Origin of the sequence: Pedobacter agri (genome assembly GCF_032678665.1) — a bacterium.
Taxonomy (GTDB): domain Bacteria; phylum Bacteroidota; class Bacteroidia; order Sphingobacteriales; family Sphingobacteriaceae; genus Pedobacter; species Pedobacter agri_A.
Genome location: NZ_JAVTSH010000001.1, coordinates 137613 through 162280, shown reverse-complemented (window position 1 = coordinate 162280; position 24668 = coordinate 137613). Strand labels below are relative to the sequence as shown.

The window sequence follows — 24668 nt, the reverse complement described above, 5'->3', positions numbered from 1 at the left end:
GATAAGGGCAAAACTACTCTTATTTATAAATTGACGTACTTTTTTGGTCAATTTATTTTGCACAAATAACATACTTTTGGAAAAAATGTTTTAGCTACATGTTGTACAAAGTCAAGGGGATTGTTTTGAAAACCACTAATTACAGCGAAAGCAGTGTAATTGTTCAGGTACTTACCGATAAATTCGGGATGCAATCTTACCTGATCAATGGTGTAAAGAAGCCAAAAGCAAAGATTAAGATGAATATGTTGCAATCGCTGCATCTTTTAGATATGGTGGTTTACCATAAAGCAAACACAAATATCCAGAGGGTATCGGAAGTTCGTCAGACACCGGTTTTCAAAAGTATTCCGTATGATATGGTTAAAACCAGCATTGTTATTTTTTTGAATGAAGTGCTTTACAAAAGTATCCGACAGCAATCGGCAGATGATAGTTTGTTTGATTATATTTTTAATGCTATTGCCTGGTTTGATGAAACTGAAGAACTTAATCCGAATTTTCACCTTTCATTTTTGCTTAAACTCACCCGTTTTTTAGGATTTTCTCCGAATGAAAAAAGAAGAACAGATCAAAACTACTTCGATTTACAGGAAGGAGAGTTCGTTTCAAGAGTTCCAATTCATTCCAACTATCTTCAGTTAGAAGATGCATTAGGCTTTATTTTGCTTTTTAAAACACCGCTTGAGAAAATTTCTGAAATAAAAATGAGTAACGTACAAAGGCGTTTCTTGTTAGATAAGATATTGGTTTTCTATACCTTACATACAGCTTCATTTGGCGAAGTTCAATCGCACAAAATATTAGAAGCTTTGTTGAGCTGAAAAAAAATAAAAAAGATTTGCGAAACAAGATTATAGCGCTATATTTGCATTCCCAAAAGGAAAGGGAAATTAGCTCAGCTGGTTCAGAGCACCTCGTTTACACCGAGGGGGTCGGGGGTTCGAACCCCTCATTTCCCACATCACTTTCAAGGATTTGAAAGATTACAAAATTAAAGCCTTTAACAAAGGGAAATTAGCTCAGCTGGTTCAGAGCACCTCGTTTACACCGAGGGGGTCGGGGGTTCGAACCCCTCATTTCCCACACTAAGCCTTTCAGGAAACTGAGAGGCTTTTTTTGTTTAAAAGAAATTAGCTCAGCTGGTTCGTCGCATCCCGACATTTCGTCGGGAGGGTTGGGGGTTCGAACCCCACATTTCCCACACTAAGCCTTTCAGGAAACTGAGAGGCTTTTTTATTTCTTAAAGTAATCTGCCGGATAAAACTTCTGTCCATACTTCTCTCCAACTTCACTGATCTTAGCTAAGGTTTCTTCATTAATCTCAGGTGTTGGCAAAAATGTATTGGTTTCAACTGGTGTTCCGATTTCTTCAAACATTTCTTCCATACCAGCAGGAGTAACGATGCAAATCATGTGCGCAAGATTTTTCTTCAAGTTTTTAAACTGATGAATCATGCCTCCCTTTGGAATATTCACAAATGAACCTTTCTTCGCTGTATAGGTTCCTTCTTCACTCGTAAATTCAATTTCCCCATCTAAAATGTAAAATGCTTCCTGAATATCTGAATGTGAATGAGGACCAGGTCCACCTAAAGAAGGAACAAGCATGTCAATTACCGCATATTCATTATTGGTATGCTTGCCGGAGATAATCGTTTTGTAGTTATTTCCTGCAACTGAAACAGTTTTGCCATCTTCTGTATTAACAGTGGTAAGCTTGTTAAATAAATTTTCCATCTCTATCGTTTTGTATTAAGCTAACATTTCAATTCTCCACTTGTTTGATTGTTATTAATTTACGCTGTATTTAAATAATATATCCGAAATTGGCACTTATATTTTATGTGGCATACCTCAAGTAAATGGATAAAATAATTAGGTTTATATTTTTTGGAAATTACTTTGTGGGGATTCTTGCAGTGGCTTTAACCCTGGAAGCGACTTTTCAGCTGCGTTTGCCATTTAATTCATTTAATTATTATTTATTACTTTTTTTAGCGCCAACGATCTATTACACTTACGCCTATAATAAAGTATCTACTCAGCCGTCGGCTTCAAACCCTAGAACGCAGTGGTATTTTAAACACAAAAAACTTATCAATTGGAGTCAAAGTATATTATTTACAGTTTGTACTTCGTTGATTGTTAACCTACTTTATGATAATTTTGATAACCTATTAAAGCTCCCAGTCAGCTATTGGGCTGCCATTATAGTGATTATGGTTGCGGCATTGTTATATTATGGTTTATTGCCCAAATCTTTTTTAAAATTTAACCTGCGCAGTACAGGCTGGCTAAAAGCTTTTGTAATCGGTTTTGTCTGGGCGTGCTGCGCAAATGTGCTGCCGCTAATCATGCTCAAAATTGAAACCGGTGTAGGTTATCATGATTCCGTTTTATGGACCTGGCTATTCATTAAAAACTGGATGTTTTGCACCGTAAATGCAATAATTTTCGACATTAAAGATTATCCAACTGATGCCAACAAGCATCTGAGAACTTTTGTAGTACGTTACGGATTAAGAAAAACCATTTTCCAGATTCTCATTCCCTTATTAGTGATTGGATTATTTTCACTTGGAATTTTTGCATATTACAAGGGTTTCGGCCTACCGCAGGTAATGTGTAACGTTTTACCGTTTGTTGTAACCATTTACGTAGCCTATTCTATGCACCGAAGAAAAAACATTCTCTACTATCTAATGGTAATTGATGGACTAATTTTATTTAAAGCCATTTGTGGCATCATAGGGATGCAATTTGTAATTAACTAGCAGCTCTATCAGAAATTTTTCAGTTACTCCAGCAATCTTGATTAATAACTACGATAAAATAGCCAAACATTATGATTCCCTTAGCCGTTTGGTATTTGGGAAATCGCAGGTTGCTGCTCAGGTTAATCAGCTCAATAACATCAAGGAAAATAGTGCTATCCTGATTGTTGGTGGAGGTACAGGCTGGATTTTGGAAGAAATAGCAAAACTTCATCCTTCAGGATTAAAAATTACCTATGTGGAAATTTCTGCTCAAATGCTGGCGCTTTCTAAAACTAGAAATTGTGGCAAAAACGAATTTTTGTTTATTCATTCAAGCATTGAAGACTTCAGTCTAGAGGATCATTTCGATATTATTTTAACACCATTTTTATTCGATAATTTTTCTGTAGAAAGATGTAGAATAGTTTTTCAAAAATTGAGCTACAGGCTAAATAAAGGTGGTTTATGGTTTCTTGTTGATTTCACCATTCAAGCTAAAAGCGGAAAGTGGTGGAAAAAACTTTTCTTGAAGGTGATGTATAAATTCTTTGGCTTGATTAGTAATGTTGAGGCAAATAATTTGGTGGATATGTTGCCATATTTCAATGATGCAAATTATAAACTAATTGAAGAGCGAAGCTATTATGGGCAATTTATTAAGGCGATGATCTATCAAAAATAAAATTACATTTATTTAATGCAACAATATTGCATTTAAAATATTTTTGATCATTTTTGTTCCAAAGAACTTAATATGGATTTTGATGTAATTATAATTGGCGGAAGTTACGCCGGATTATCAGCAGCTTTAGCTTTAGGTAGGGCCAAAAGAAACATACTAATTGTTGATGCTGGTAAACCTTGTAACAGGCAAACCCCACATGCTCATAATTTTTTAACTCATGACGGAGATGCGCCAGCAAAAATTTCAGCTGCGGCAAAAGCGGAGGTACTTAAATACCCAACAGTTAAATTTATTGATGGAACGGTGAATGCTGCAAATAAAACAGCAGAGGGTTTCAGTGTGATGATAAATGAATCGCTTAGTTATTCAGCCAGAAAGCTGTTGGTGGCAACTGGTTTGAAAGATGTATTTCCGAATATTAAAGGCTTTGCCGAATGCTGGGGCATAACGGTTATTCATTGCCCATATTGCCACGGTTATGAAGTAAGTGGGGAAAAAATTGCACTGCTGATGAACGGTGATATCGCTTTTGAAATGGCTAAAAACTTAAATCACTGGAATAAAGATTTAACACTTTTAACCAACGGTAAATCGCATTTAACAGCTGAACAAACTGAGAAGTTAAAGTCCAAATCAATTGAAATTATCGAAACAGAAATCAAAGAAATAGCGCATGCTAATGGCAAATTAACTAATGTTATTTTCGCTGATGGAACAAAATTAAACTTAAAAGCGATATATGCTAAAGCGGATGTGGAGCAACATGTTGATTTTCATGATCAACTTGGATTTGAGCTTACTGAGTTTAAAACGATAAAAGTAGACGGGCAGCAGCAAACAACCGTTAAGGGCGTTTATGCCGCAGGAGATTGTACAACCTTAATGAGGTCGTTATCGGTAATTACAGCGGCGGGAACAATGGCTGCTGTGATGATGAACAAAGAAATGATTTCAGAAGATTTTTGAAGAATCATTACAAACTAAAATAAAATTGCAGCTATAATGGTTGCGATAAACATGGTAGCAATTACAATTCTATCAGCGTTGATCCATTGTGCTCTTGTTAGTGGAGCAGCAACTTTTTTAATGGTTTCTGATTTTTGTCGGCTAAGCCTGAAAACTGAGTTGTCTAATTTAATAATCATAGGAAAATGTTTTATAGGTTAATTTTCCTAATTCAAATCATGAGCCAAAAACTTAAATGAAGCTGGAATTGTGGATAACTTATAAATTTTTGTTAAATACCTGATAATTATTTGCTTATAAAACCAAAAAAATGTCAAAATATTGAAAATCAGGCTGTATAGAATTCGACACAGCCTGATCTTCAAAAATTATTGTTGTATGGCTTTTTAACCGGCATTTTCAGACTCATTTGTTTTGAGTTTGCTATGTTTCTTTCCATAGAAAAAGTAAATGGCTAAGCCAATTGCCAGCCACACTACTAAACGGATCCAGGTATCGGCAGGTAAAAATACCATCATGCCCACACAAGTTAAAATACCTAGAATAGGGATCAATGGAACCCAGGGCACTCTGAATGGACGTTTAGCATCCGGATCGGTTTTTCGTAGAATTAAGATGCCCACACACACCATTAGGAACGCTAACAAGGTTCCGATGCTTGTCATTTCACCCACTACATTCATCGGAACAAAAGCTGCGAAAAGTGCAATGAAAATGCAGAGAATAATGTTTGATTTCCAGGGCGTTTTAAATTTCGAGTGCACATCAGAGAACATTTTTGGTAATAAGCCATCTTTACTAATGGAATAAAACATTCGCGATTGCGCCATTAAATCGATCAGAATTACAGAGGTGTAACCAATTAAAATCGCTAAAATAATGGCCTGGCTCAACCATCCGTATGGTGTTTTTTCAATTGCGATGGCAACTGGTGCGCCACTATTTGCAAATTCTTTATAGTTGGCTAAACCCGTCATTACATGGCCAAACAGACCAAACAAAACGGTACAAACTAAGAGTGATCCAATAATTCCGATAGGTAAATCCCGGCCAGGGTTTTTGGTTTCCTGAGCGGATGCAGCTACGGCATCAAAGCCAATGAATACAAAGAAAACCAAACCGGCTCCTCGCAAAATTCCACTCCAGCCAAACTGCCCAAAAGTACCAGTGTTTTCTGGAATATATGGATGATAATTTGCCGGGTCGATGTATTGCCAACCAAGTGCGATGAAAATCAAAACCACGCCTACTTTTAAAAATACGATAATTCCGTTTACAATTGCAGAGCCTTTTGTTCCACGGATTAAAATAGCTGTCATTAAAACCACCACCAATGCAGCAGGGATATTAATAATTCCATTTACGGTTGAACCATCTGCTAATTTTGCTGTTTCGAAAGGAGAGAGCGTAAGTTGTGGCGGTAAATAGATGCCTAAACTTCCTAGAAAACGGGTTAAATATTGCGACCAGCTAATGGCTACTGTAGCGCAACCTACCGAGTATTCCAGAACCAAATCCCAGCCAATAATCCAGGCGAAAAGTTCGCCCATGGTAGCGTAAGAGTAGGTATAGGCACTACCCGCAACGGGTATCATCGAAGCAAACTCGGCATAACATAATGCTGCAAACCCACAGCCTAATGCCGCAATTACAAATGATAAGGTTACCGCTGGTCCTGAATGATTGGCCGCCGCCAGGCCTGTAATGGAAAATAATCCGGCACCGAGGGTTAAACCAACGCCAATTAGTATCAAATTGATCGGTCCTAAGGTTCTTTTGAGCGTTCCCTCGCCGCTTTCGTTTGCTTCAGCAACAATGCTGGCAATTGATTTTTTCATGAATGAAGAGATAATGTTGCAAAATTATCAAAATATATTAAACCTACCTTATTTGTAGTGATTTGTTTAATGTATTTATACTTTTCTACTGATTAAATATTAAGTTAATAAGATCTCCCGAAGAATCATTTTTATAGTTACACAAGCCCCTCTACTTAAACCCGATAAAGCCAGATAGCTCCCGATTTTCCTTCAAAAATCGGGACTATGGGCGATAGCGGGACTACTGAAACTGAAGCATTTCTGCCGTTGATTTCCAAAAAATATAAGAAAATGTAGTCATAATAAATAGCGTAAAAATTTCATAATAAAATTAATTATCTGATTAATAGCGTATTATGGAACAATTTTCATTTTGTTTAGTACTATGTATTGCATAGTACAATATAAAACATATATCTTTGTATTATGATAGCAGAAAATACGCAAACACAAATGCGGAAGGGAATTCTGGAGTACTGTGTTTTATCAATCATCTCACGTGGCGAAATTTACGCCTCGGATATTATTGCTGAATTAAGGTCGGCAAAGCTGTTGGTGGTTGAGGGCACACTATATCCATTATTAACCAGGCTTAAAAACAATGGTTTGTTAAGCTACAACTGGGTAGAATCTACCTCAGGCCCGCCCCGTAAATATTATACCTTAACCGAAGTTGGAAAGGATATTTTATCTCAATTAGATCAAACCTGGCAAGAATTGGCTTATGCTGTAGGTGTTTCACAAGAAGGAGCCAAATCATAATTTAAAAAAGGAAATGGAAAAGACCATCATCATAAATATAGGAAACACGATTATTCACATTGAAGAAAGTGCCTACGAACTCTTAAAAGTTTATTTAAACGAAGTAAAACAACATTTTGTTAATCACGCTGACGATTTAGAGATTGTAACCGACATCGAAAACCGCATCGCAGAATTATTAACTGAACAACTTGAAGCACAAAAGAAACAAGTGGTTGATGCAAATGATGTAAACCTGGTTATTGCGCAAATGGGTCGAGTTCAGGATTTCGACGGTGTTGAAGAGAGTGAAGAAGAGCCTGTGTTGAATAGCAATTACCAGTTTCATGCGGAGAAAAAATTGTACCGCGACATGGACGACCGTGTAATTGCAGGGGTTTGCGCTGGCATTGCGCACTACATTAATACTGAAGCGAAATGGATTCGTTTGGCTGCTTTGCTTTCAGTGTTTTTAGGCGGCGCCGGCTTTTTGGTTTATGCTATCCTTTGGATAATCATGCCTAAAGCTAAATCACGTATCGAAAGAATGGAGATGAAAGGTGAACCTGCAAATTTGCAAGGTTTTCAAAAGAATTTGGACGAAGAGCTGCTGGCTGTAAAGCAAGGTTTGGCTATCGCTGGCAAGCATACAGGATCTATTTTTGGACAGATTGGAATTTTCATAGGTGAATTTTTCGAATGGCTTGGTCGTTTCATTTCAGGAACCGGGAAGGTAATTTTTAAAGTGGTTGCAGGTTTTATCGTGTTGTTTGGCATACTGTTTTTACTCTCATTAATTGTAGGCTTTGCAGCATTTCAAGGATTCTGGGATTCGAGTGTGTACGAGTATTTCCCTTTTTCGATCATTAATGAAGGTAACCGCGGCGTAATTTTATTTAGTGCATTTATCGTATGTTTTGTTCCGGTTTTGGCCCTGGTATTATTTTCCATTCGCTTTGCTTTCAACAAGCAGGCCATTAACAAAACAATATCTTTTCCATTATTGATTATATGGTTAGCAGGTGTGGCAACGGCTGGTTATCATGCTGCAAAAATTTCATCGGAGTTTAAACAACATGCAGAGCTTACGCAAAGCAATGACCTAAAATCGTATAAAACCTATATTATTGATATCGACAGAAGTAAATATTTTAGTAAAGAAGATAGCGTTAAGTACAATATTGATGCAAATAGCCGCCGGCAGATTGTGACAGATGATTTTGATAATGGTCCGTTTGTGGCGCCAAATAATATCCGAATCAATATCGAAAAAAGTGAAAATAACTTCAGCCGCTTAATTCAGAAGTATGAATCGCAAGGCAAAACTTTCCAAAGTGCCCTTCAAAATGCACAAAATATCGATTATAAATATGTGGTAAAAGATTCTGCAATTGTTTTTAGTCCACGTTTTCAGTTAAGAAAAGGCACCATTTGGAGGAACCAGGAAGTAAGGCTTAATTTGGAAGTTCCGGTGGGAACCAGATTGATTTTTAAAGAAGATGCGTACCGTTACATTAACAACTGGGGAACCTGGGACTGCGCTGATAAAGAAGGCGACAATAATGGTTATACCACCTGGATTATGACTGAAGAAGGTATAAAGTGTCTGGCTCAACTAAAAGAAGAAGCTTTAAACAAGAAAAAACTCCAGGACGAGTTACGTAAACTGGAGCTGATGAGAAGGACTAAGCCAGTTGATACGCTTAGCCAGGATTCTATTTTGAACAGAATTAAAGAAGTTAAGGAAGAGTTAGGCATTACACCAGAAGAGAATAACGACAATCAATAAAGAAATTACCTCGAAGCCTTTTCCATTGCGTTTTGATGTTGAGAAATCAATATCTAAATAGGCAGGCTACGCTGAAAAAAACAGCGAAGAGAAAAGAATGAGTTAAAAGAAAAAAATCATGAAAAAGTTTTTAGTGCTCATGGCATGCCTAATGGTGTGTGGGGTTTCCTTTGCCCAAAATCTTTATAAAATTACAGGGAAAATTGTTGATGAAAAGGCTGTACCTGTGCCATTTGCAATCGTTAGGGTACTGAATTTTCCAGATACCAGCCTGGTAAAAAGTGTTTCGTCAAATCAGGATGGTTTATATGAAATCAATCAGCTAAAATCCGGCAATTACCTGTTATCGATTTCAGTAGTGGGCTACAAGGCCAAGAAAACGGAACGATTTACTTTGAATGCAGATCTGAAAATGTCCGACATCGACATCGAAAGTTTAACGAAACAGTTAAAAGAGGTGAGTATTTCTGGCAAGAAACCTTTTATTGAGCATCAGATTGATAAAACTGTACTGAATGTTGAAAACAGCATCACAGCAACCGGTGGAACAGCGCTTGAAGTTTTGGAAAAAGCACCAGGCGTACAAATCGATCGGCAAAGTGACCAGATCAAGCTGAATAATAAGTCTGGCGTGTTGGTGATGATTGATGGTAAAACCAACTTTTTGTCGGGTGCTGATGTGACGGCCTTATTAAGTAATATGAGTGCAGAGCAAATTTCTACCATTGAATTGATCACCAATCCATCCTCAAAATATGATGCAGCCGGAAATGCAGGGATTATCAATATCAAATTAAAACGAAACAAAGCCTATGGTACAAACGGAACAGTTTCTTTTAATGGCGGCCAGGGAATAATGCCAAATTCGCCAACGGATCTGTATCGCGGTGGCGTTAACCTGAACCTAAATCATCGTGAAGGCAAATGGAATATTTTTGGTAATGGTGCGATGGCCAGAAAATCGAATTTTAATAATACCTACCTCAACCGAACCACTTTATCAAATGGATTGGCCAGTTATTTAACCCAAAATTTTGACAGGCAAAATAAGGGTGTTGGTTTTCAGGGAAAGCTTGGTGCTGATTATTACGCTTCGGAGAAAACCGTTTTCGGAGTGATGTTAGATGCAAATACGGTTAAAACGAAATTGACTAATTTTAGTAATACCAACATCAGTGCGGTTCAGAACGGAGCAACTAATTTGACTTCGATTTTGCAGGATGCCTTTTCTACTTCGCCAGTGGGTAATTTGACGGCGAATTTCAACATTAAACACGATTTTGATAAGGATGGAAAGAGTTTAACATTTGATGTGGATTATTCGGGCTTTAGCAATGAGAAGCAAGAAAATTTTCTGGCGAATTATTTGAATGCTTCTGGTAACGCAACCAACCAAACCAGTTTACGAAACACTACAGATGCTGAAATTAATGTTTATGCAGCCAAAACAGATTTAACACTTCCACTTTCCAAAACCATGAAAATTGAAACGGGTTTAAAGAGCAGTTATGTGGTTACCAATAATGATTTTCTTTCTGAACAATTTTTATCTGGTGTTTGGCAAAATGACTTTGGGAAATCCAACTATTTCGTATACAAAGAAAACATTAATGCCGCCTATGCCAATTTTTCGAAAGAGTGGAAAGTATGGCAAATTCAGCTCGGTTTAAGGGCAGAGCACACACATTCGAATGGAAATTCGGTTACAGATCATAAAGAGGTTGACCGGAATTATCTGTCGCTTTTCCCAACGGCATTCCTGAATCAGAAAATCAGTAAAAATCATAATATTCGTTATTCATACAGCAGGAGGGTCGACCGACCGAATTATCAGCAGCTTAATCCATTTGTTTTTTATATGGACCCATTGGCTGTAGATCAGGGAAATCCATATTTAAAACCTCAATTTACTGATAATTTCGAGGTCAATTATAGTTACAAACAGGCTTCGTTATCATTGGGCTATTCTGACACCCGTGATATGATTACCCAGATTAGTCAGCAAAATGATGCAACCAGGGTAATAAGCGTTATTCGTCAAAACTTAGGTCGCTTCCAGAATTTTTCAGCTGGTATTTATGTACCCATTAAAATTGCAAAATGGTGGAATTTGCAAAATAATGCCAGCATTTATTACAGTAAATTCGAAGATGGAAATTTGGAAGGTGCAGCTTACAGCGCAGGAAAAGCTGCTGTAAATTTATATAGCTCGAGCGCTTTTACATTGCCACAGAATTTTTCGGTAGAAATAAATTTCTGGTTAAATACACCTCGAGTGTCGGGAGTGGAGCGGACAACAGTGACCCAGTATGCCATCAATGCAGGGATTCAGAAAAGCATGCTTAACAAAAAACTTAAGTTAAGATTAAACATGGATGATATTTTCTTAACGAATTATTGGGCAGGAAGCCTGATTTATCAGAATGTGAACATGAACGTGACGAACCGATACACCAGCCGACGGGCCAATTTCAATATCAGTTATAGTTTTGGAAATCAGAACGTGAAATCTGCAAGATCAAGAAATACGGCAACGGATGATATTAAAAACCGGGCTGGAGGCAACTAGTTTAGAGGGTGAGTTGTAGTTGCGAGCGCAAGCTGCGTAAAAGAATGTACATGCGCTTAAGCGGCCAGTTATTTTTCCGATGTCTTGTAATTCTGGTATTTATGAATTGATAAATTATTGGATTAAACACTCTGCCGTTTGGACACCCCTCCAAAAGACGGGAATTACCCCTGAAATTTTATGGTTGAGTTTTTATAGAAAAATCAGTACAAAAATTAACTATGCACAATTAACCAATTACAACAATTAACCTTAATAAATATTATATGAAAACGATATTATACGGAATGGTGATTTTTCTGGCTTCACTAAGTTATGGCTGCAAAAACGGTCATAATAATTTATCATTAAATACCATCGATACCAAAACCGAGTACAAGTTTATAGCGGAATACGACGAAGATAAAACTGATAAATTGGAAAAATATTTAGATAGCGCATTAAATAACGAATTGCCACTTGACCAAAATATTGATCTGTTTGTGAATTTAAACGGCACAGAAAAGTTTAATCTGAAAGCGCAAAAAGGTAAATTGGAAATTCTTTTTGATAAGCGAAACAGTTCGTTGGCTGGATATATGAAAGTTAAAAAACTTGCACAGGGTATTCAAAAGAAGCTTATGGAGAAGTAGGATGCCAAATTTGCCCCACGAATAAAGAAAATCGCAAAATTATTAGAATTAAAAAATTGCTATTTGCACTTTTCATTTAGTGCATTTGTATATTCAGTTGTGATTGGTTTTCCTCCCAACTTCTTGCATTCAAGATAGTGTTTTTTAGCATTGGTACAATCATCTATTAAATAATAACAAACCGACATTTTAAAAAGGGTATTTTGATTTTTTGGATCGATATTGTGTGACTGATTAAATAGCTTAATTGCAGCATTAATGTTTTCTCTTTTACCACTTTTCATGTACATTGTCATGAAAATTGTAGCTTTATCGGTAATGATATTAGAACTTTTTGGGTTTATTTTTAATCCCTCTTCATACTGTACTAATGCATTGTCGAAATCTCCCAATGTAGAATATACACCGCCAAAGCCCCAAAAAACATTCTCGTTATTTGGGTCTAAAATCCAAGCCTGATTGAATCGAAACATGGCCGTTTTTGGGTCGTTTTTGTACAAATAATTAAATCCGAGTTTAATTAATAGTTCAGAAGCTTTTCTATGGGTACCAGCTTGTGCCAGGTAATCCTTAACTAAAATTTCATCAGCTTTTTGTTGTTCTTCAGTTTTGGGTTGATTTCCATATTTTGGTAAAAGTCTTATATCTTGTTTTGCAGCTTCCTGCCATTGTATATAAGGCGTTTTTTGCGCAAACACAGGATAGGTAAGTATGGAAAGAATTATTAACAGGGCGTACTTCATATTTAATTTTTTTCAAAGTAACATATTGTTCTTGATTATTATGAGCTTGTAAATGGAATATCAGTCACAGCCTTTTTATAGAAAGTTCTTTCAATGATGCTTATCTTGCAAAATTCAAATTAAAACAATGAGCATGAAAAAAATATTTCTATCCTTTTTATTTTCCCAACTAATACTTTTATCCGCGTTTGCGCAATCGAAACCAAACTTTTTGGATGATGTACAAACCATCAAAAAATATGATAAGATGTTTCAGCCGCCAGTTAACCCGGTGTTATTTGTGGGCAGTTCATCGATAAGAAAGTGGGATGATTTGACACAGGTTTTTGCAAAATATAATGCTTTAAACAGAGGAATTGGTGGTGCAGTAACCAATGATATTACTTACTACTTAAACGACATTGTTTTCCCTTACAATCCACGTCAAATTGTGCTTTATGTTGGCGAGAATGATCTTCCAGATCCGAAGACTACAGCAGATAGCGTATTAAATAGAACCATTAAATTGTTTAATTCCATCAGGGCGAAACTGCCAAATGTGCCAATCGTTTATATTTCCATAAAACCAAGCCCGAGCAGGGATCAGTTTAGGGATAAGGCGGTCGCATCAAATGCACTAATTAAAGATTTTCTATCTAAACAACTTAACACCAAATTTATAGATGTTTTTAAGTTAATGCTGACTAAAGATGGAAAAAACCGCCCGGAACTGTTTGTTGGAGATATGTTGCATATGAATGCTGCGGGTTATGCCATTTGGAAAAAGGCAGTAGAAAAACATTTGATAAAATGATAGCGCTTTCAAATTTGTACCTTTGAAAACCATCTTAAAAATCAGATCAGTTTAGCATGTCGATAAAACAATATTTGCTCATTCTCCTTTTTTTCATTTCCAGCTCCACATTATTCGCTCAAAATAAATTTACATTAAGTGGTACCATTCGCGATGGGAGTTCAGGCGAAACGCTTATTGGGGCCACAATTAAACTATCGGGGCCAAGCTCTGCCGGAACACAAACCAACAATTACGGTTACTTTGCATTAACTCAACCCGAAGGGAATTACACCGTAACCATCAGTTACACGGGTTTTATTCCGGTTACGAAAAACATCAATCTTAACAAGGATACAAAGCTGAATGAAGAACTAAAGGTAGGGAACGATCTGGGTGGAATTGTAATCCGTGCCAACAACCGTAAAAATGAAAATGTTAAAAGTGCGCAAATGGGTTTGGAGCGGATTGACATGAAAGCTTTGAATTCCATTCCGGTTTTGTTGGGAGAGAAAGATATTTTAAAAACCATTCAGCTTTTGCCTGGTGTAAAATCGGGTGGGGAAGGAAATACTGGTTTTTACGTTCGCGGTGGTGCTGCTGATCAGAATTTGATCATTTTAGATGAAGCTGTGGTTTACAATTCATCACACTTACTAGGTTTTTTCTCTACTTTTAATGCCGATGCCATCAAAGATGTGAGTCTGTACAAAGGAGGAATGCCGGCACAATACGGCGGTCGTTTATCATCGGTTTTGGATGTGAAGATGGATGATGGAAACAACAAAGAATTCAAATTTCAAGGCGGCATTGGCTTAATTGCTTCTCGCCTAAAAGCCGAAGGACCAATTGTAAAGGATAAGGGTTCGTTTATGGTTAGTTTTAGAAGAACTTACATTGATTTATTTCTGCAGGCATCGCCAGATTCATCAATCAACGGAAGCACGCTAAATTTTTACGATATCAATGCGAAAGCCAATTACAAAATAAACGACAAAAACACCATCTACATTTCTGGTTATTTTGGTAAGGATAATATTGGTGTAAAGGATCTTTTTGAAAATAACTGGGGGAATGTAACGACAACTTTTCGTTTGAATCATATTTTTAATGATCGACTGTTTTCAAACACCTCCTTAATTTACAACAATTATAACTACACAGTAAGGTTGCTGAATGATGTAACCAATTTCAAAGCGACATCCTTAGTCCGCGATTTTAATTTTAAGGAAGATTTCCAGTATTTCAGCAATAAACACACCTTGAGGTTTGGCCTTAATGCCACCCATCACCGCATCTCGCCAATTGATATTACCACTTCGCAAGAATCGCAGGTTAATCCGTTAATGCAGGAAAAACGATATGGATTGGAAACGGCAGTTTACGTTTCTGATGAATGGGCTGTAAATGAAAAGCTGAATTTTCTGTATGGTGCGAGATTAGCTGCATTTTCGCTTTTGGGTCCGGGGAATTTTGGAAGTTATGATGCAGATGGAAATGTTTTGTCATCAGAAAAAGTAACCAGCGGGAAATTTTACAAAAATTACCTCAATTTGGAGCCACGTTTTTCGGTAAGTTATCTATTTGATGAAGAAAATTCAGTAAAAGCATCATACAATAGGAATACACAAAACATTCATATTCTAACCAATGCCACGTCAAGCTCACCAACAGATCAGTATGTATTGAGCAGCAACAACATTAAACCAGAAATTGCCGATCAGGTGGCAGCAGGTTATTTCCGAAATTTCAATGAGAATAATTATGAATTTTCTGGTGAGGTTTATTACAAATGGATGCAAAACCAAATTGATTACCGCGATGCTGCTGAACTTTTGGGTAATGCGAATGTAGAATCGGAACTTTTATACGGAACGGGCAGGGCCTACGGGTTAGAGCTGTTTTTCAAAAAGAAGTTTGGTAAATTAAATGGATGGGTAGGTTATACATTATCCAAAACAGAAAGAAAATTTGCTGAGTTGAACAATGGAAATTATTTCCCGGCAAGGCAAGATCGAACGCATGATGTATCATTTGTAGGGATTTATAATTTAAACAAACGCTGGACTTTTTCATCGAGCTTGATTTACAGCACCGGAAACGCTGTAACTTATCCGGCAGGAAAATATATTGTTGGCGGGCAAACGGTTTATTATTATACCCAAAGAAATGCAGGAAGAATGCCTTACAATATGCGCCTTGATTTAAGTGCTACGCTTGAAGGGAAAAATAAAGGTAAATTTCAGTCGAGCTGGAACTTTGGTGTATACAATGCTTTGGGTAGAAAAAATCCTTACTCAATAGAATTTATCAATGATCCTAACGATCCAAGTAAAACAGTTGCCGAACAAACCTCACTATTTGGAATCATTCCTTCAGTAACCTGGAATTTTAAATTTTAATGCCATGAAGAAGTTCATCATATATATCGCAGTAATCAGTTTATGTTTTACCTCTTGCAAGAAAATCATTGAGGTAGATACCAGTAATGCCGAGCCACAAATTGTAATTGAAGGAAAAATCACCGATCAGGCAGGTGGTGCATCCGTAATCATTAGCAAAACGGTAGGTTATGATGAAAGTGGCATATATCCGAAAGTTTCAGGGGCGACGGTTGTAGTTACGGATCCTAGTAATGGCATGGTAGTTACCTTTTTCGAGCAAAGTCCAGGTGTTTATTCGCAAGCGTTAAAGGGAATTCCCGGCCATACTTATAATTTGAGTGTTAAGGTAGATGGAAAAACTTATACCGCTAGCTCAACCATGCCGAAGCCTGTAAAACTCGATTCTATTGGCGTAGTAACGAATTCGTTTTTTGGCAATGAAAGAAAAACAGCAGCTGCTTTTCTGGTTGATCCTGCAAACGAAACCAATTTTTACCATTTCAACTTATATGTTAATAATGTGTTTTCGAAAAGAATTTACGTTAATAACGACCGGTTAACCAACGGAAATAAATTGCGCATTCAGTTATATTATGAATCGAACGATGATGATGACGATGGTTTGAAAACAGGTGATGCACTTATCGTTGAGATGAAAGGTATAGATTCTAATATATTCGACTATTGGTATACCTTGAGCCAGCAATCGGGGCGTGGGCCAAACCAGGGCACAACGCCTGCAAATCCTCCATCAAATATTTCAAACGGTGCGTTGGGTTACTTTAGTGCGCACACCTATCAAAGGCAGTCGATTACGGTAAAATAACATTTGCAAAACCCGCATGCTTTTTAGCTGTTAACCTTAAATGAAAGTATTTATTAGCGGTAACATTGCTCCGGTTGCTTTACAGCGGCTGGAAGAAAACAATATTTCCATTACCCAATGGAATGAAGATCGACAAATTACAGCAGAGGAGCTGATTGAAGCTTGTAAAGACCAGGATGGCTTTGTAAGTGTAGGTCCGAATAAAATTAATGCCGATTTTTTGAATGCCAGTAAGCACCTAAAGGTAATTGCCCTGCATTCTGTAGGTTTTGATCAGGTTGATGTTGAAGTAGCCAAGAAATTAAATATTCCGGTTGGAAATACACCGGGTGTTTTAAGCGCTGCAACTGCAAATACGGCATTTCTGCTGATGCTGGCAGTTTCAAGAAAAGCCTTTTTTGGGTATAAAAAAATTATTGACGGTAACTGGGTAAAATATGAGCCTGCCCAAGAGTTAGGAATTGAACTGAATGGCAAAACGCTTGGCGTATTTGGCTTAGGGAAAATCGGGCTGGAGATGGCAAAAAAATGTAAAGCGGCCTACAATATGAATGTGGTTTACCACAATCGTTCAAGAAATGAGGTTGCTGAAAAGGAAATAGATGCTGCTTATGTTTCATTTGATGAACTTTTAGCGCAAAGCGATGTGCTAACTGTGCATACGGCACTTACTTCTGAAACCAAAGAGAAATTCTCAATGGAAGTTTTTAAGAAGATGAAATCCAATGCTATTTTTATTAATACTGCAAGAGGTGGCATTCACAATGAGCAGGATTTAACCCAGGCATTAGAGGAAAAAATAATTTGGGGAGCTGGGTTAGATGTAACCAATCCTGAGCCTATGGATAAAAATAATCCGTTATTGTTTATGGAGAGTGTGGCAGTTTTACCGCATATTGGTTCGGCAACGGAAGAAACCCGGGAAGCGATGGCTGGATTGATTGTTGAAAATATTCTGGCCGGATTAAAAGGCGAAAAAATTCCGTATCCGATTTATTAACCGATTATTGATGGTTGAGACTATTGTTGGTCGAGATTTGCAATCTATAGTTGGTCGAGATTTACAATCTCGACCTTGGAACCGTGGATTTGAAATCCACATGTAGGTGCCAATTTTTTAGTATTTTTTTACAGGAAGACCCTGAAATAAATTCAGGGTGACGTGAGTTCTAACAGAGTTGGTCGAGATTTGCAATCCATAGTTGGTCGAGATGTGCAATCTCGACCTTTGTACCGTGGATTTAGAATCGACAAGTAGGTGCCAATTTGTTTTAGTACTTTCTTACAAGAAAGACCCTGAAATAAATTCAGGGTGACGTGAGTCCTAACAAAGTTGGTCGAGATTTGCAATCTATTGTTGGTCGAGATTTGCAATCTCGACCTTAGAGCCGTGGATTTACAATCCACAAGTAGGTGCCAATTTGTTTAGTACTTTTTACAGGAAAGATCTTGAAATAAATTCAGGCTGACTTGAGTCCTAACAAAGTTGGTCGAGATTTGCAATCTATAGTTGGTCGAGATTTGCAATCTCGACCTTAGAGCCGTGGATTTTTAATCCACAGTAAAAACCTCAATTTTATTTTACCAAATATCTCAATACCGATCGACCTAGATTGCCATTGCCATCAATCCCCTCAATAATCACTTTGTACTGTCCTTTTCCATCAGCATTGTAAAACTCAAATGATGAATTTCCGGTGGCATCGGTAATAATTTTCGGATTCCAGTAGATCGTTGTGCGCAAATCATTTCTATTCATGTTTGCCGGTACATCATAACGTGGAGAATAAAATTCCCTTTCTTTATTATAACCCTGGGGTGAAAACGTTAGCTCATAGCTTTTAGGTAACATGTCTAAAAGTTGGGCTTTCGATATTTTTTGGCCTTTCGGCGCTTTCTTCTGGTTAATCACAATCACCCCGTTTACATTATTGGCTCTATTCACTAAACCCAGTTGGTCTCTTAAGAATATTTCGATAGATTCGATTTCATTTGCGTTTAAGGTGTTAATCTGATTTACATCCACATTCATCCCATTAATAAAAACGCCCATGGGTATTCTGTTTCCCTGGTTATAATCTCTGCTTACATAAAAATTATTATCCATAAAAGTTACACCAGGCATTAAAGTTTGTAAGCAGTTAATCAGTAAGTTACAGCCTTGTAATCTATCGCCAGTAATTTCATGATCTGCTATCTGGCTTAAGCCACTTAACGCCGGATAATCTTTATGGCTAACTTTAGGAATGGTTGCTGCTTTAATGGTTACATCTTTAAGCGTGTGCAGGTAAGCGTATTGCCTTTTACTATTATCTAAGTAAGTAGTGAGGGCACTGTCGATATTGACAACCTCTTCTGCTGCACTAAAATTTCTGGTTAATGCTGGTACCGGCGATCCGTTTAAGCTAATGGCCATCGCCTTATAGTTTACATTGTATTTTGCAGAAACTGTAACTTTCGATGAATCGTTTAATACCAGGTTTTGCACTTTGAAGTTACCAACCGGGTCTGTAGTAATTTGTGTATTGAAGCGTTTATCAGGTATAGTTACTAAAAGTGTTCCCTTTCTAACCGGGATACCATTGGTCATTCTTAACACACCCGATAATTCAATTCCCTGTTCTGGTAAAAATGTAATTTTTGGCAAGCCTCCACCTAAAATATCAGTGTACTTAAAACTGCGATAACCCTGTGTTAGGAGAAGCACATCTAAATCTGCATTTTTTTTGGCGTCTGGTGCATTGAAATAATAGTTTGGTTTTTCGATATAACCTTTCAAATCACTGCTCAGTAGTAGTCCTGTTAAAATGGTTGTTGCGCCATCTTCACTGGATGGAACTTTACTCTCGTCGATTACCGAAACAGAAAACGTTCCTTCAACCGGGGCGCCATCTTTTTTAGCGGTTAGGTTAACTTTTACTTTTTTCTTGATTCCAGATGTCGGCGTAGGGGTAGATAGCGCCAGGTTTAGTGTGTTTTTATTCTGTACAAAAACCAAACGTTCGCTTAAAGGTTTACCTGCATCGGTAAATAACGTAAACTGGGCGATACCCATCGGGAATTTAGATTTTGGAATCGTGGTGCTGTATTCTTTAGTTGATAATGCCGTTTGGGCACCATAGCAGATTACACCTTTACTTTGTGCCACCAAATAAAGTTTTTTAGTGCGGTTTTGATCATAAAATGCATCGTTGGAAATAATTTTTACGAGTACATTTTCTGCATTACTATTATCAATGCTAACGGTTACTCCAGATGCTTTAACCTCAGGCAAATTGTAGCTTCCTGTAGTGCCATCTGAATAGGTAACGTTGGCCTTGTAAGTTTTACCACTTTCTGCAAGCAAGTTAAAACTTCCCATACCTAAATGTTGCGACGTAAAAGTAGCTACTTGTTTACCATCATTATCGGTAACTGTTCCTTTTGAATTGATGCCCAAGCCATCACTTTTAATGGCTTTAAAAGCTACCTTATTGGTTAAACCCGCAATCAGGGTTCCGCCTTCAGGAAAAAGTTGAAAATCTTTGCTAACAATGGCGTTGTTTAACGGAAAATTATTATAAACGATATCTTTTTCAGTGGTATTTAAAGAGGTTATCAGTTCACCTTTTTTCAATTGGTATTCGGCCTTCTGGTTTGCCGACATTGCGATGGTTAGATAACCATTTGCATCGGTTGTGCCACGTCCTTTGGCAATTACGGTAAAACTCGTAACTACCTGCCAGCTCACGTTTCTGTTAGCATAGGGTTTATTATTGGCATCCTTAAACTGCACGCGGGCATCGATTTTTTCCAATTTATCAGTCGACGTGTTTTTGTAAGTGATGTGGGTTTTTACTTCCTTATCAATGGCTTCACCAACGAAAAATGTTTTATTAAAATAACTTGGATCTTCAAAATTCATCATCCACAAGGTGTAAGCACGAATATGATAATTACCTTGTTTGTAGTTGACCTGATCTAAAGGGAAACTTCCGTTTGCTACGCCACCAGTAATGGGTAGTTTTAGGGTTTGAATCAGCGAATCTTTTTGATTGATCACATCAACATATACAATTTTGCTTAAGCCTGATAAAAAATTTTGATTTTCGGTAACGTAAGCCTTAAACCAAACGGTATCTGCTATGGCATAATAAGGTTTATCAAAATGAAGGTATATTTTTTCAGTAGGGTAATCGTTCAAAACTTTATTGGTTTTCGCGATTAAGGTGTTTATACTAACGGTATCGGTTTGTGCCGACGAAGATAAATTTAGTAATGATAGAATGGAGAGTATTAAAAACGATAATCTAAAAATCTTCATGAATTGGAAATTAAATACTAATGGGTAAATATATCCAATTAAAAATAGAGCGCCTAAATTGTAACAATGTTTAACATTTTTTTACAAAAGGAAATTACTTTTTTAAATGATGGCACAAAAAAAGCGGGCTACTTGACGTAACCCGCTGATGATATTTTAAGATTTGAAATTCTTATTTGTATTCAATTACAAATTCGTTTAAGGGCTTGCGTACCTTTTTAAGGTTAACCAACCAGTCTCCGGCTTCATCTCTGTAACCTAATGGCAATAACGTAACGCTCTTTAAGTGCTTTTCTCCCAAACCCAATAATTCATCAAGTTGAGGAGCATTAAAACCTTCCATCGGGGTGGCATCCACTTTCAGTGACGCAGCTTCTGCAAGTGCAATACCAAAGGCAATATATGCCTGTTTAGCCGCATGGTTGAAGTTTTCTTCTGCTGATCTTGACAGAATCATGCCTTTCAACTGGTTTTTGTAATCATCAGTAGTATCTAAAGGTAAACCACGTTCTGTATTCATCCTGTTGAAAACCGCATCTATTCCTTCTTCAGTATAATTTTCTTGCGCAGCAAAAACCAATAAGTGAGAAGAATCGATCACTTGAGATTGGTTGAATGCAATCGGTGCAATTTTTTCTTTCAACTCCTGATTAGTGATCACAATTATTTTGAATGGCTGTAAACCAGACGAAGTTGGAGCCAACGAAGCGGCTTTTATAATTTGATCAACCTTTTCTTGTTCTACCGGTTGACCATTCATTTTTTTTACGGCATAACGCCAATTTAGTGCATCTATTAAACTCATGGGATTATTCAATTTTTATGAGCCAAATATCAGTATAACTATTTTTTGTATTGTTGATGTATGGTAAGAAAATTGGAGATTAGGGAATAGGAAAATGGGTAATGGGAATGGAGAATAGGAGATGGAAAATAGTTAGTTGGAAAGAAAAAAGTGGGGAAGAGGGAAATTGATTTTATGGGGTAAATTTCAGGTCGCTTCTAACAGGGAAGTGATCAGACAATTTAGCCGCAGTGATGTTATAATTTAGTACTTCCAGTTCTTTCGAAGTAAGAATATAATCAATTTGAAAATTAGGGAACTTACCGTTATAGGTTTTACCCATGCCTGAACCCTTTTTTATAAATGCATTATTTAAATTTTCGGCAATTTGCGTAACCACATAAGAGGCTGGTGTATCATTAAAGTCGCCGGCAATTAGATAAGGCGTTTTACATGAAGCCATTTCTTTTTTCATCAGGTCAACCTGGCCGCTACGTTTTAAAAATGCACTTTTAAGCATCCTTAAAATACGTTTCGAAGGTTGCAGCTGGGTATTCATTTCTTTCACCTTATCAAGGTATTCGTAATCCTGCTTTTCAAATGAGATAGATTGAAAGTGCACATTATACACCCTTAAAGTTTTCCCTTTAACGTTTAAATCGGCATAAATACTCATGTTTCCGTTAAAGCCATCAACAAAAGGAATTTTACCACTATTGATGATTGGATATTTGGAAAATATGGCTAAGCCGTAAGCTTCATAATCGTTTTTATTGGTGGGCACAAAATAAAAATGTTTGAGCTTCAAAGCCGTTTTTAAGCTATCAATGATGTCGAAATTACCTTTGTAGCGGGTGTAAAATTCCTGAAAACAAATAATGTCAGGATTTTCATCCTTAACTACCTTAAGCATTTTATCTTTTACCGATTCATCATTTTCGCCACCGTAAAGTTTAAAGGTATGCACATTATAAGTCATCATCCTAATGCTATTCTCTACCTTCTCTGCCCCACCTTTATCCCCGCCAAAAGCAAATGTGGCTTTTAAGGTTTTTAAGCCAAACATTATAATGATAACACTTGCAATGGCGAAAATCCATTTTTTGCTGATGCACCACCAGGCTAAAAATACAATGTGAAAAAACAATACGTATGGATAAGCTAAGCCAAAGAAAGCAATAAGGGCATGTTTGCGGGGATCCATATTGCCTGCAACTGTACCGAGTATTAATGCTATAGCCAACAGAATTGCAATGGGCAATAACAGTTTATCCAAGAAATTGTATTTCTTTTTTGCCATTAATCTTTGCTTGCTTTAAAAAGTTTTTCTTTTTCTGTTGCTGATAACTTATCATAACCAGAGGAAGATATCTTGTCTAAAATGGCATCAATTTCCTGTTGAGAAACATCATTGAAAACCGGTTTTTTAGGGATAGGTTTTTCATGTTTTACCACCCGTAATTTAGGTTTGCGTTCAAAAATCTTGCTCCAGTCGCTGCCTTTTTGTAAACTTTTGATAAAGATAAAACCCAGTAATGCACCGCCAATATGTGCTAAATTTCCTCCTGCATTTGCAGATGATAAGCCTAAAAATGAAATGAGAAAGTAGGCAATGGCAACCCATTTAATTTTAACTTCGCCAAATAGCATTAATACAATGCTGTAGTTAGGTACTAATGTAGCAGTGGCCACAATTATTGCCATTACGGCTGCCGAAGAACCGATAACCGTTTGACCAATTAAACCGCCGTTAAAAACCGGAATAAGGTTTAAGCCAGCGATATAGATAAGTGCACCAACCAAACCTCCGGCTAGATAAACAAAATGAAACTGTCGGCTCTTCAAAAAATTCATAAAAATGTTGCCGAACCAAAACAGCCCCAACATGTTAAAAAGCAAATGAAGAAATCCTTCGTGAAAAAACATGTAGGTTATTATGGTGTAGAAACGCGTTGGTAATGATTCAATTCTGGCAGGTACACCAAAATAATCCCTTACCCAATCACTCATCATAAAATCTGTTTTTCCTAAAAAGAGAATTACAGCAATAATAGAAGTTACTAAAAAGATGATCACATTTAACCCGATATATAGGAACAGCGGATTACCTGATTGAAAAATTTTAAATTTTAAATCTCTAACCGTATTATTCATAGTAAGTATAAAAGTTTGTGTTTTTATCCTTCCAGATTTTAACTAAAATAAAGCCAATTAATGCACCACCAAGGTGAGCGTAGTGGGCTACTGAATCGCCTTCAAATTGTTTTACACCCAAAAATAATTCCAGTAAAATATAAAAGGGCATAATGTACTTTGCTTTTACAGGAACAGGGATAAACATAATATACAGCTCGGCATTCGGATATAGCATACCAAAGGCAACCAATAAACCAAATACGGCTCCGGAAGCCCCTAACATTGGCCCATAATATATGCTAGACAGTAGCTCGGCCTGCTCTCTGCTTTTAGGTATGTAATTGGTAATATCTGTAATAATGTGCCCAACGCTTTGATATACTTCGAATGATTGAACTGCCCATTGTAAGGCCAAAGCACCTAATCCAGTAATAAAATAAAAAAATAGAAATTTTTTGCCTCCCCATTTATTCTCCAAAATACTGCCAAAACTGTAGAGTGCAAACATGTTGAAAATGATGTGAAAGTAATTTACCGGGCTGTGCATAAACATGTAACTAAACACTTGCCATATTTTAAAATCCGGAGAAGCATAAAAATAGACAGCAAACCACTCTACAAAAGGGTAGGAGTTATTTGCATTAAATACCAACGTTGCTACAAAAAATAAAATATTAATTATTAGTAGGTTTTTAACTATTGGTGGGATATGTATGTTATTCATTTAATTTTTGTTGTCTGTAATCAGGTTTTTATTCC

21 protein-coding genes and 2 tRNA genes are annotated in these 24668 nt (G+C 36.9%); 14 read left to right on the top strand and 9 right to left on the bottom strand.

What is annotated here, in order from left to right; translation table 11 throughout:
• Positions 1-98 precede the first annotated feature (98 nt).
• The 3 genes from recO to R2Q70_RS00820 all read left to right on the top strand — a co-directional run bounded on the left by recO (position 99) and on the right by R2Q70_RS00820 (position 1086).
• Positions 99-824, top strand: coding sequence for a DNA repair protein RecO (recO, locus tag R2Q70_RS00830; protein WP_316805797.1), 726 nt, complete (start codon positions 99-101; stop codon positions 822-824).
• Positions 825-887: 63 nt separating this feature from the next.
• Positions 888-962: transfer RNA gene (locus R2Q70_RS00825), tRNA-Val, on the top strand.
• Positions 963-1011: 49 nt separating this feature from the next.
• Positions 1012-1086: transfer RNA gene (locus R2Q70_RS00820), tRNA-Val, on the top strand.
• Positions 1087-1236: 150 nt separating this feature from the next.
• Here R2Q70_RS00820 and R2Q70_RS00815 read toward each other — a convergent pair.
• A complete protein-coding gene (locus R2Q70_RS00815) occupies positions 1237-1740 on the bottom strand; it encodes a cupin domain-containing protein (protein WP_316805796.1) in 504 nt (167 codons plus the stop codon).
• Between the two features lie 125 nt (positions 1741-1865).
• Between R2Q70_RS00815 and R2Q70_RS00810 the strand changes: the two genes are divergently transcribed.
• The 3 genes from R2Q70_RS00810 to R2Q70_RS00800 all read left to right on the top strand — a co-directional run bounded on the left by R2Q70_RS00810 (position 1866) and on the right by R2Q70_RS00800 (position 4410).
• Positions 1866-2777 (top strand): hypothetical protein, encoded by a 912-nt coding sequence (locus R2Q70_RS00810; RefSeq protein WP_316805795.1) that lies wholly within the window; start codon positions 1866-1868, stop codon positions 2775-2777.
• 37 nt (positions 2778-2814) lie between these two features.
• Positions 2815-3441 carry a class I SAM-dependent methyltransferase gene (locus tag R2Q70_RS00805; protein ID WP_316805794.1) on the top strand — a complete coding sequence of 209 codons (627 nt, stop codon included), beginning with the start codon at positions 2815-2817 and terminating at the stop codon, positions 3439-3441.
• A 72-nt stretch (positions 3442-3513) separates the two neighbouring features.
• On the top strand, positions 3514-4410 hold the full coding sequence (locus tag R2Q70_RS00800; protein ID WP_316805793.1) for an NAD(P)/FAD-dependent oxidoreductase: 897 nt from the start codon (positions 3514-3516) through the stop codon (positions 4408-4410).
• 14 nt (positions 4411-4424) lie between these two features.
• On the opposite strand, the gene R2Q70_RS00795 is transcribed toward R2Q70_RS00800, so the two are convergent.
• Both R2Q70_RS00795 and R2Q70_RS00790 read right to left on the bottom strand, forming a co-directional pair.
• Entirely contained in the window at positions 4425-4589 is a 165-nt protein-coding gene (locus tag R2Q70_RS00795; RefSeq protein WP_316805792.1) for a hypothetical protein, read from the bottom strand.
• A 207-nt stretch (positions 4590-4796) separates the two neighbouring features.
• Positions 4797-6248 carry an amino acid permease gene (locus tag R2Q70_RS00790; RefSeq protein ID WP_316805791.1) on the bottom strand — a complete coding sequence of 484 codons (1452 nt, stop codon included), beginning with the start codon at positions 6246-6248 and terminating at the stop codon, positions 4797-4799.
• Between the two features lie 408 nt (positions 6249-6656).
• Between R2Q70_RS00790 and R2Q70_RS00785 the strand changes: the two genes are divergently transcribed.
• The 4 genes from R2Q70_RS00785 to R2Q70_RS00770 all read left to right on the top strand — a co-directional run bounded on the left by R2Q70_RS00785 (position 6657) and on the right by R2Q70_RS00770 (position 11961).
• On the top strand, positions 6657-6992 hold the full coding sequence (locus R2Q70_RS00785) for a PadR family transcriptional regulator (RefSeq protein WP_116169228.1): 336 nt from the start codon (positions 6657-6659) through the stop codon (positions 6990-6992).
• 13 nt (positions 6993-7005) lie between these two features.
• Positions 7006-8760 carry a PspC domain-containing protein gene (locus R2Q70_RS00780; protein ID WP_316805790.1) on the top strand — a complete coding sequence of 585 codons (1755 nt, stop codon included), beginning with the start codon at positions 7006-7008 and terminating at the stop codon, positions 8758-8760.
• Positions 8761-8878: 118 nt separating this feature from the next.
• Entirely contained in the window at positions 8879-11329 is a 2451-nt protein-coding gene (locus R2Q70_RS00775) for an outer membrane beta-barrel family protein (protein ID WP_316805789.1), read from the top strand.
• Positions 11330-11595: 266 nt separating this feature from the next.
• Positions 11596-11961: a hypothetical protein gene (locus tag R2Q70_RS00770; RefSeq protein WP_316805788.1), complete on the top strand. Its 366-nt coding sequence runs from the start codon at positions 11596-11598 to the stop codon at positions 11959-11961.
• A gap of 59 nt (positions 11962-12020) precedes the next feature.
• Here R2Q70_RS00770 and R2Q70_RS00765 read toward each other — a convergent pair whose 3' ends face one another.
• Positions 12021-12704 (bottom strand): hypothetical protein, encoded by a 684-nt coding sequence (locus R2Q70_RS00765; RefSeq protein WP_316805787.1) that lies wholly within the window; start codon positions 12702-12704, stop codon positions 12021-12023.
• A 133-nt stretch (positions 12705-12837) separates the two neighbouring features.
• On the opposite strand from R2Q70_RS00765, the gene R2Q70_RS00760 reads away from it, so the two are divergent.
• From R2Q70_RS00760 to R2Q70_RS00745, 4 genes are read left to right on the top strand one after another with little or no spacing between them, the layout of a single operon-like run.
• Positions 12838-13497 (top strand): GDSL-type esterase/lipase family protein, encoded by a 660-nt coding sequence (locus R2Q70_RS00760; RefSeq protein WP_316805786.1) that lies wholly within the window; start codon positions 12838-12840, stop codon positions 13495-13497.
• Between the two features lie 56 nt (positions 13498-13553).
• The gene (locus tag R2Q70_RS00755; RefSeq protein WP_316805785.1) at positions 13554-15878 is read left to right on the top strand and encodes a TonB-dependent receptor; all 2325 of its coding nucleotides are present in this window, start codon (positions 13554-13556) and stop codon (positions 15876-15878) included.
• 4 nt (positions 15879-15882) lie between these two features.
• Complete coding sequence (locus tag R2Q70_RS00750; protein ID WP_316805784.1) at positions 15883-16686, top strand: DUF4249 domain-containing protein; 804 nt, start codon at positions 15883-15885, stop codon at positions 16684-16686.
• Between the two features lie 40 nt (positions 16687-16726).
• Positions 16727-17686 (top strand): D-glycerate dehydrogenase, encoded by a 960-nt coding sequence (locus tag R2Q70_RS00745; protein ID WP_316805783.1) that lies wholly within the window; start codon positions 16727-16729, stop codon positions 17684-17686.
• Positions 17687-18262: 576 nt separating this feature from the next.
• Here the strand turns inward: R2Q70_RS00745 and R2Q70_RS00740 are convergent.
• The 5 genes from R2Q70_RS00740 to R2Q70_RS00720 all read right to left on the bottom strand — a co-directional run bounded on the left by R2Q70_RS00740 (position 18263) and on the right by R2Q70_RS00720 (position 24633).
• Entirely contained in the window at positions 18263-20989 is a 2727-nt protein-coding gene (locus R2Q70_RS00740) for a carboxypeptidase regulatory-like domain-containing protein (RefSeq protein ID WP_316805782.1), read from the bottom strand.
• A gap of 172 nt (positions 20990-21161) precedes the next feature.
• A complete protein-coding gene (locus R2Q70_RS00735) occupies positions 21162-21794 on the bottom strand; it encodes an NAD(P)H-dependent oxidoreductase (protein WP_316805781.1) in 633 nt (210 codons plus the stop codon).
• Positions 21795-21966: 172 nt separating this feature from the next.
• Positions 21967-23073 carry an endonuclease/exonuclease/phosphatase family protein gene (locus tag R2Q70_RS00730; RefSeq protein WP_316805780.1) on the bottom strand — a complete coding sequence of 369 codons (1107 nt, stop codon included), beginning with the start codon at positions 23071-23073 and terminating at the stop codon, positions 21967-21969.
• Positions 23073-23927: a rhomboid family intramembrane serine protease gene (locus R2Q70_RS00725; protein ID WP_316805779.1), complete on the bottom strand. Its 855-nt coding sequence runs from the start codon at positions 23925-23927 to the stop codon at positions 23073-23075. Before R2Q70_RS00725 ends, R2Q70_RS00730 begins: the two co-directional genes overlap by 1 nt.
• Positions 23920-24633: a rhomboid family intramembrane serine protease gene (locus R2Q70_RS00720; protein ID WP_316805778.1), complete on the bottom strand. Its 714-nt coding sequence runs from the start codon at positions 24631-24633 to the stop codon at positions 23920-23922. Before R2Q70_RS00720 ends, R2Q70_RS00725 begins: the two co-directional genes overlap by 8 nt.
• Positions 24634-24668: the final 35 nt, after the last annotated feature.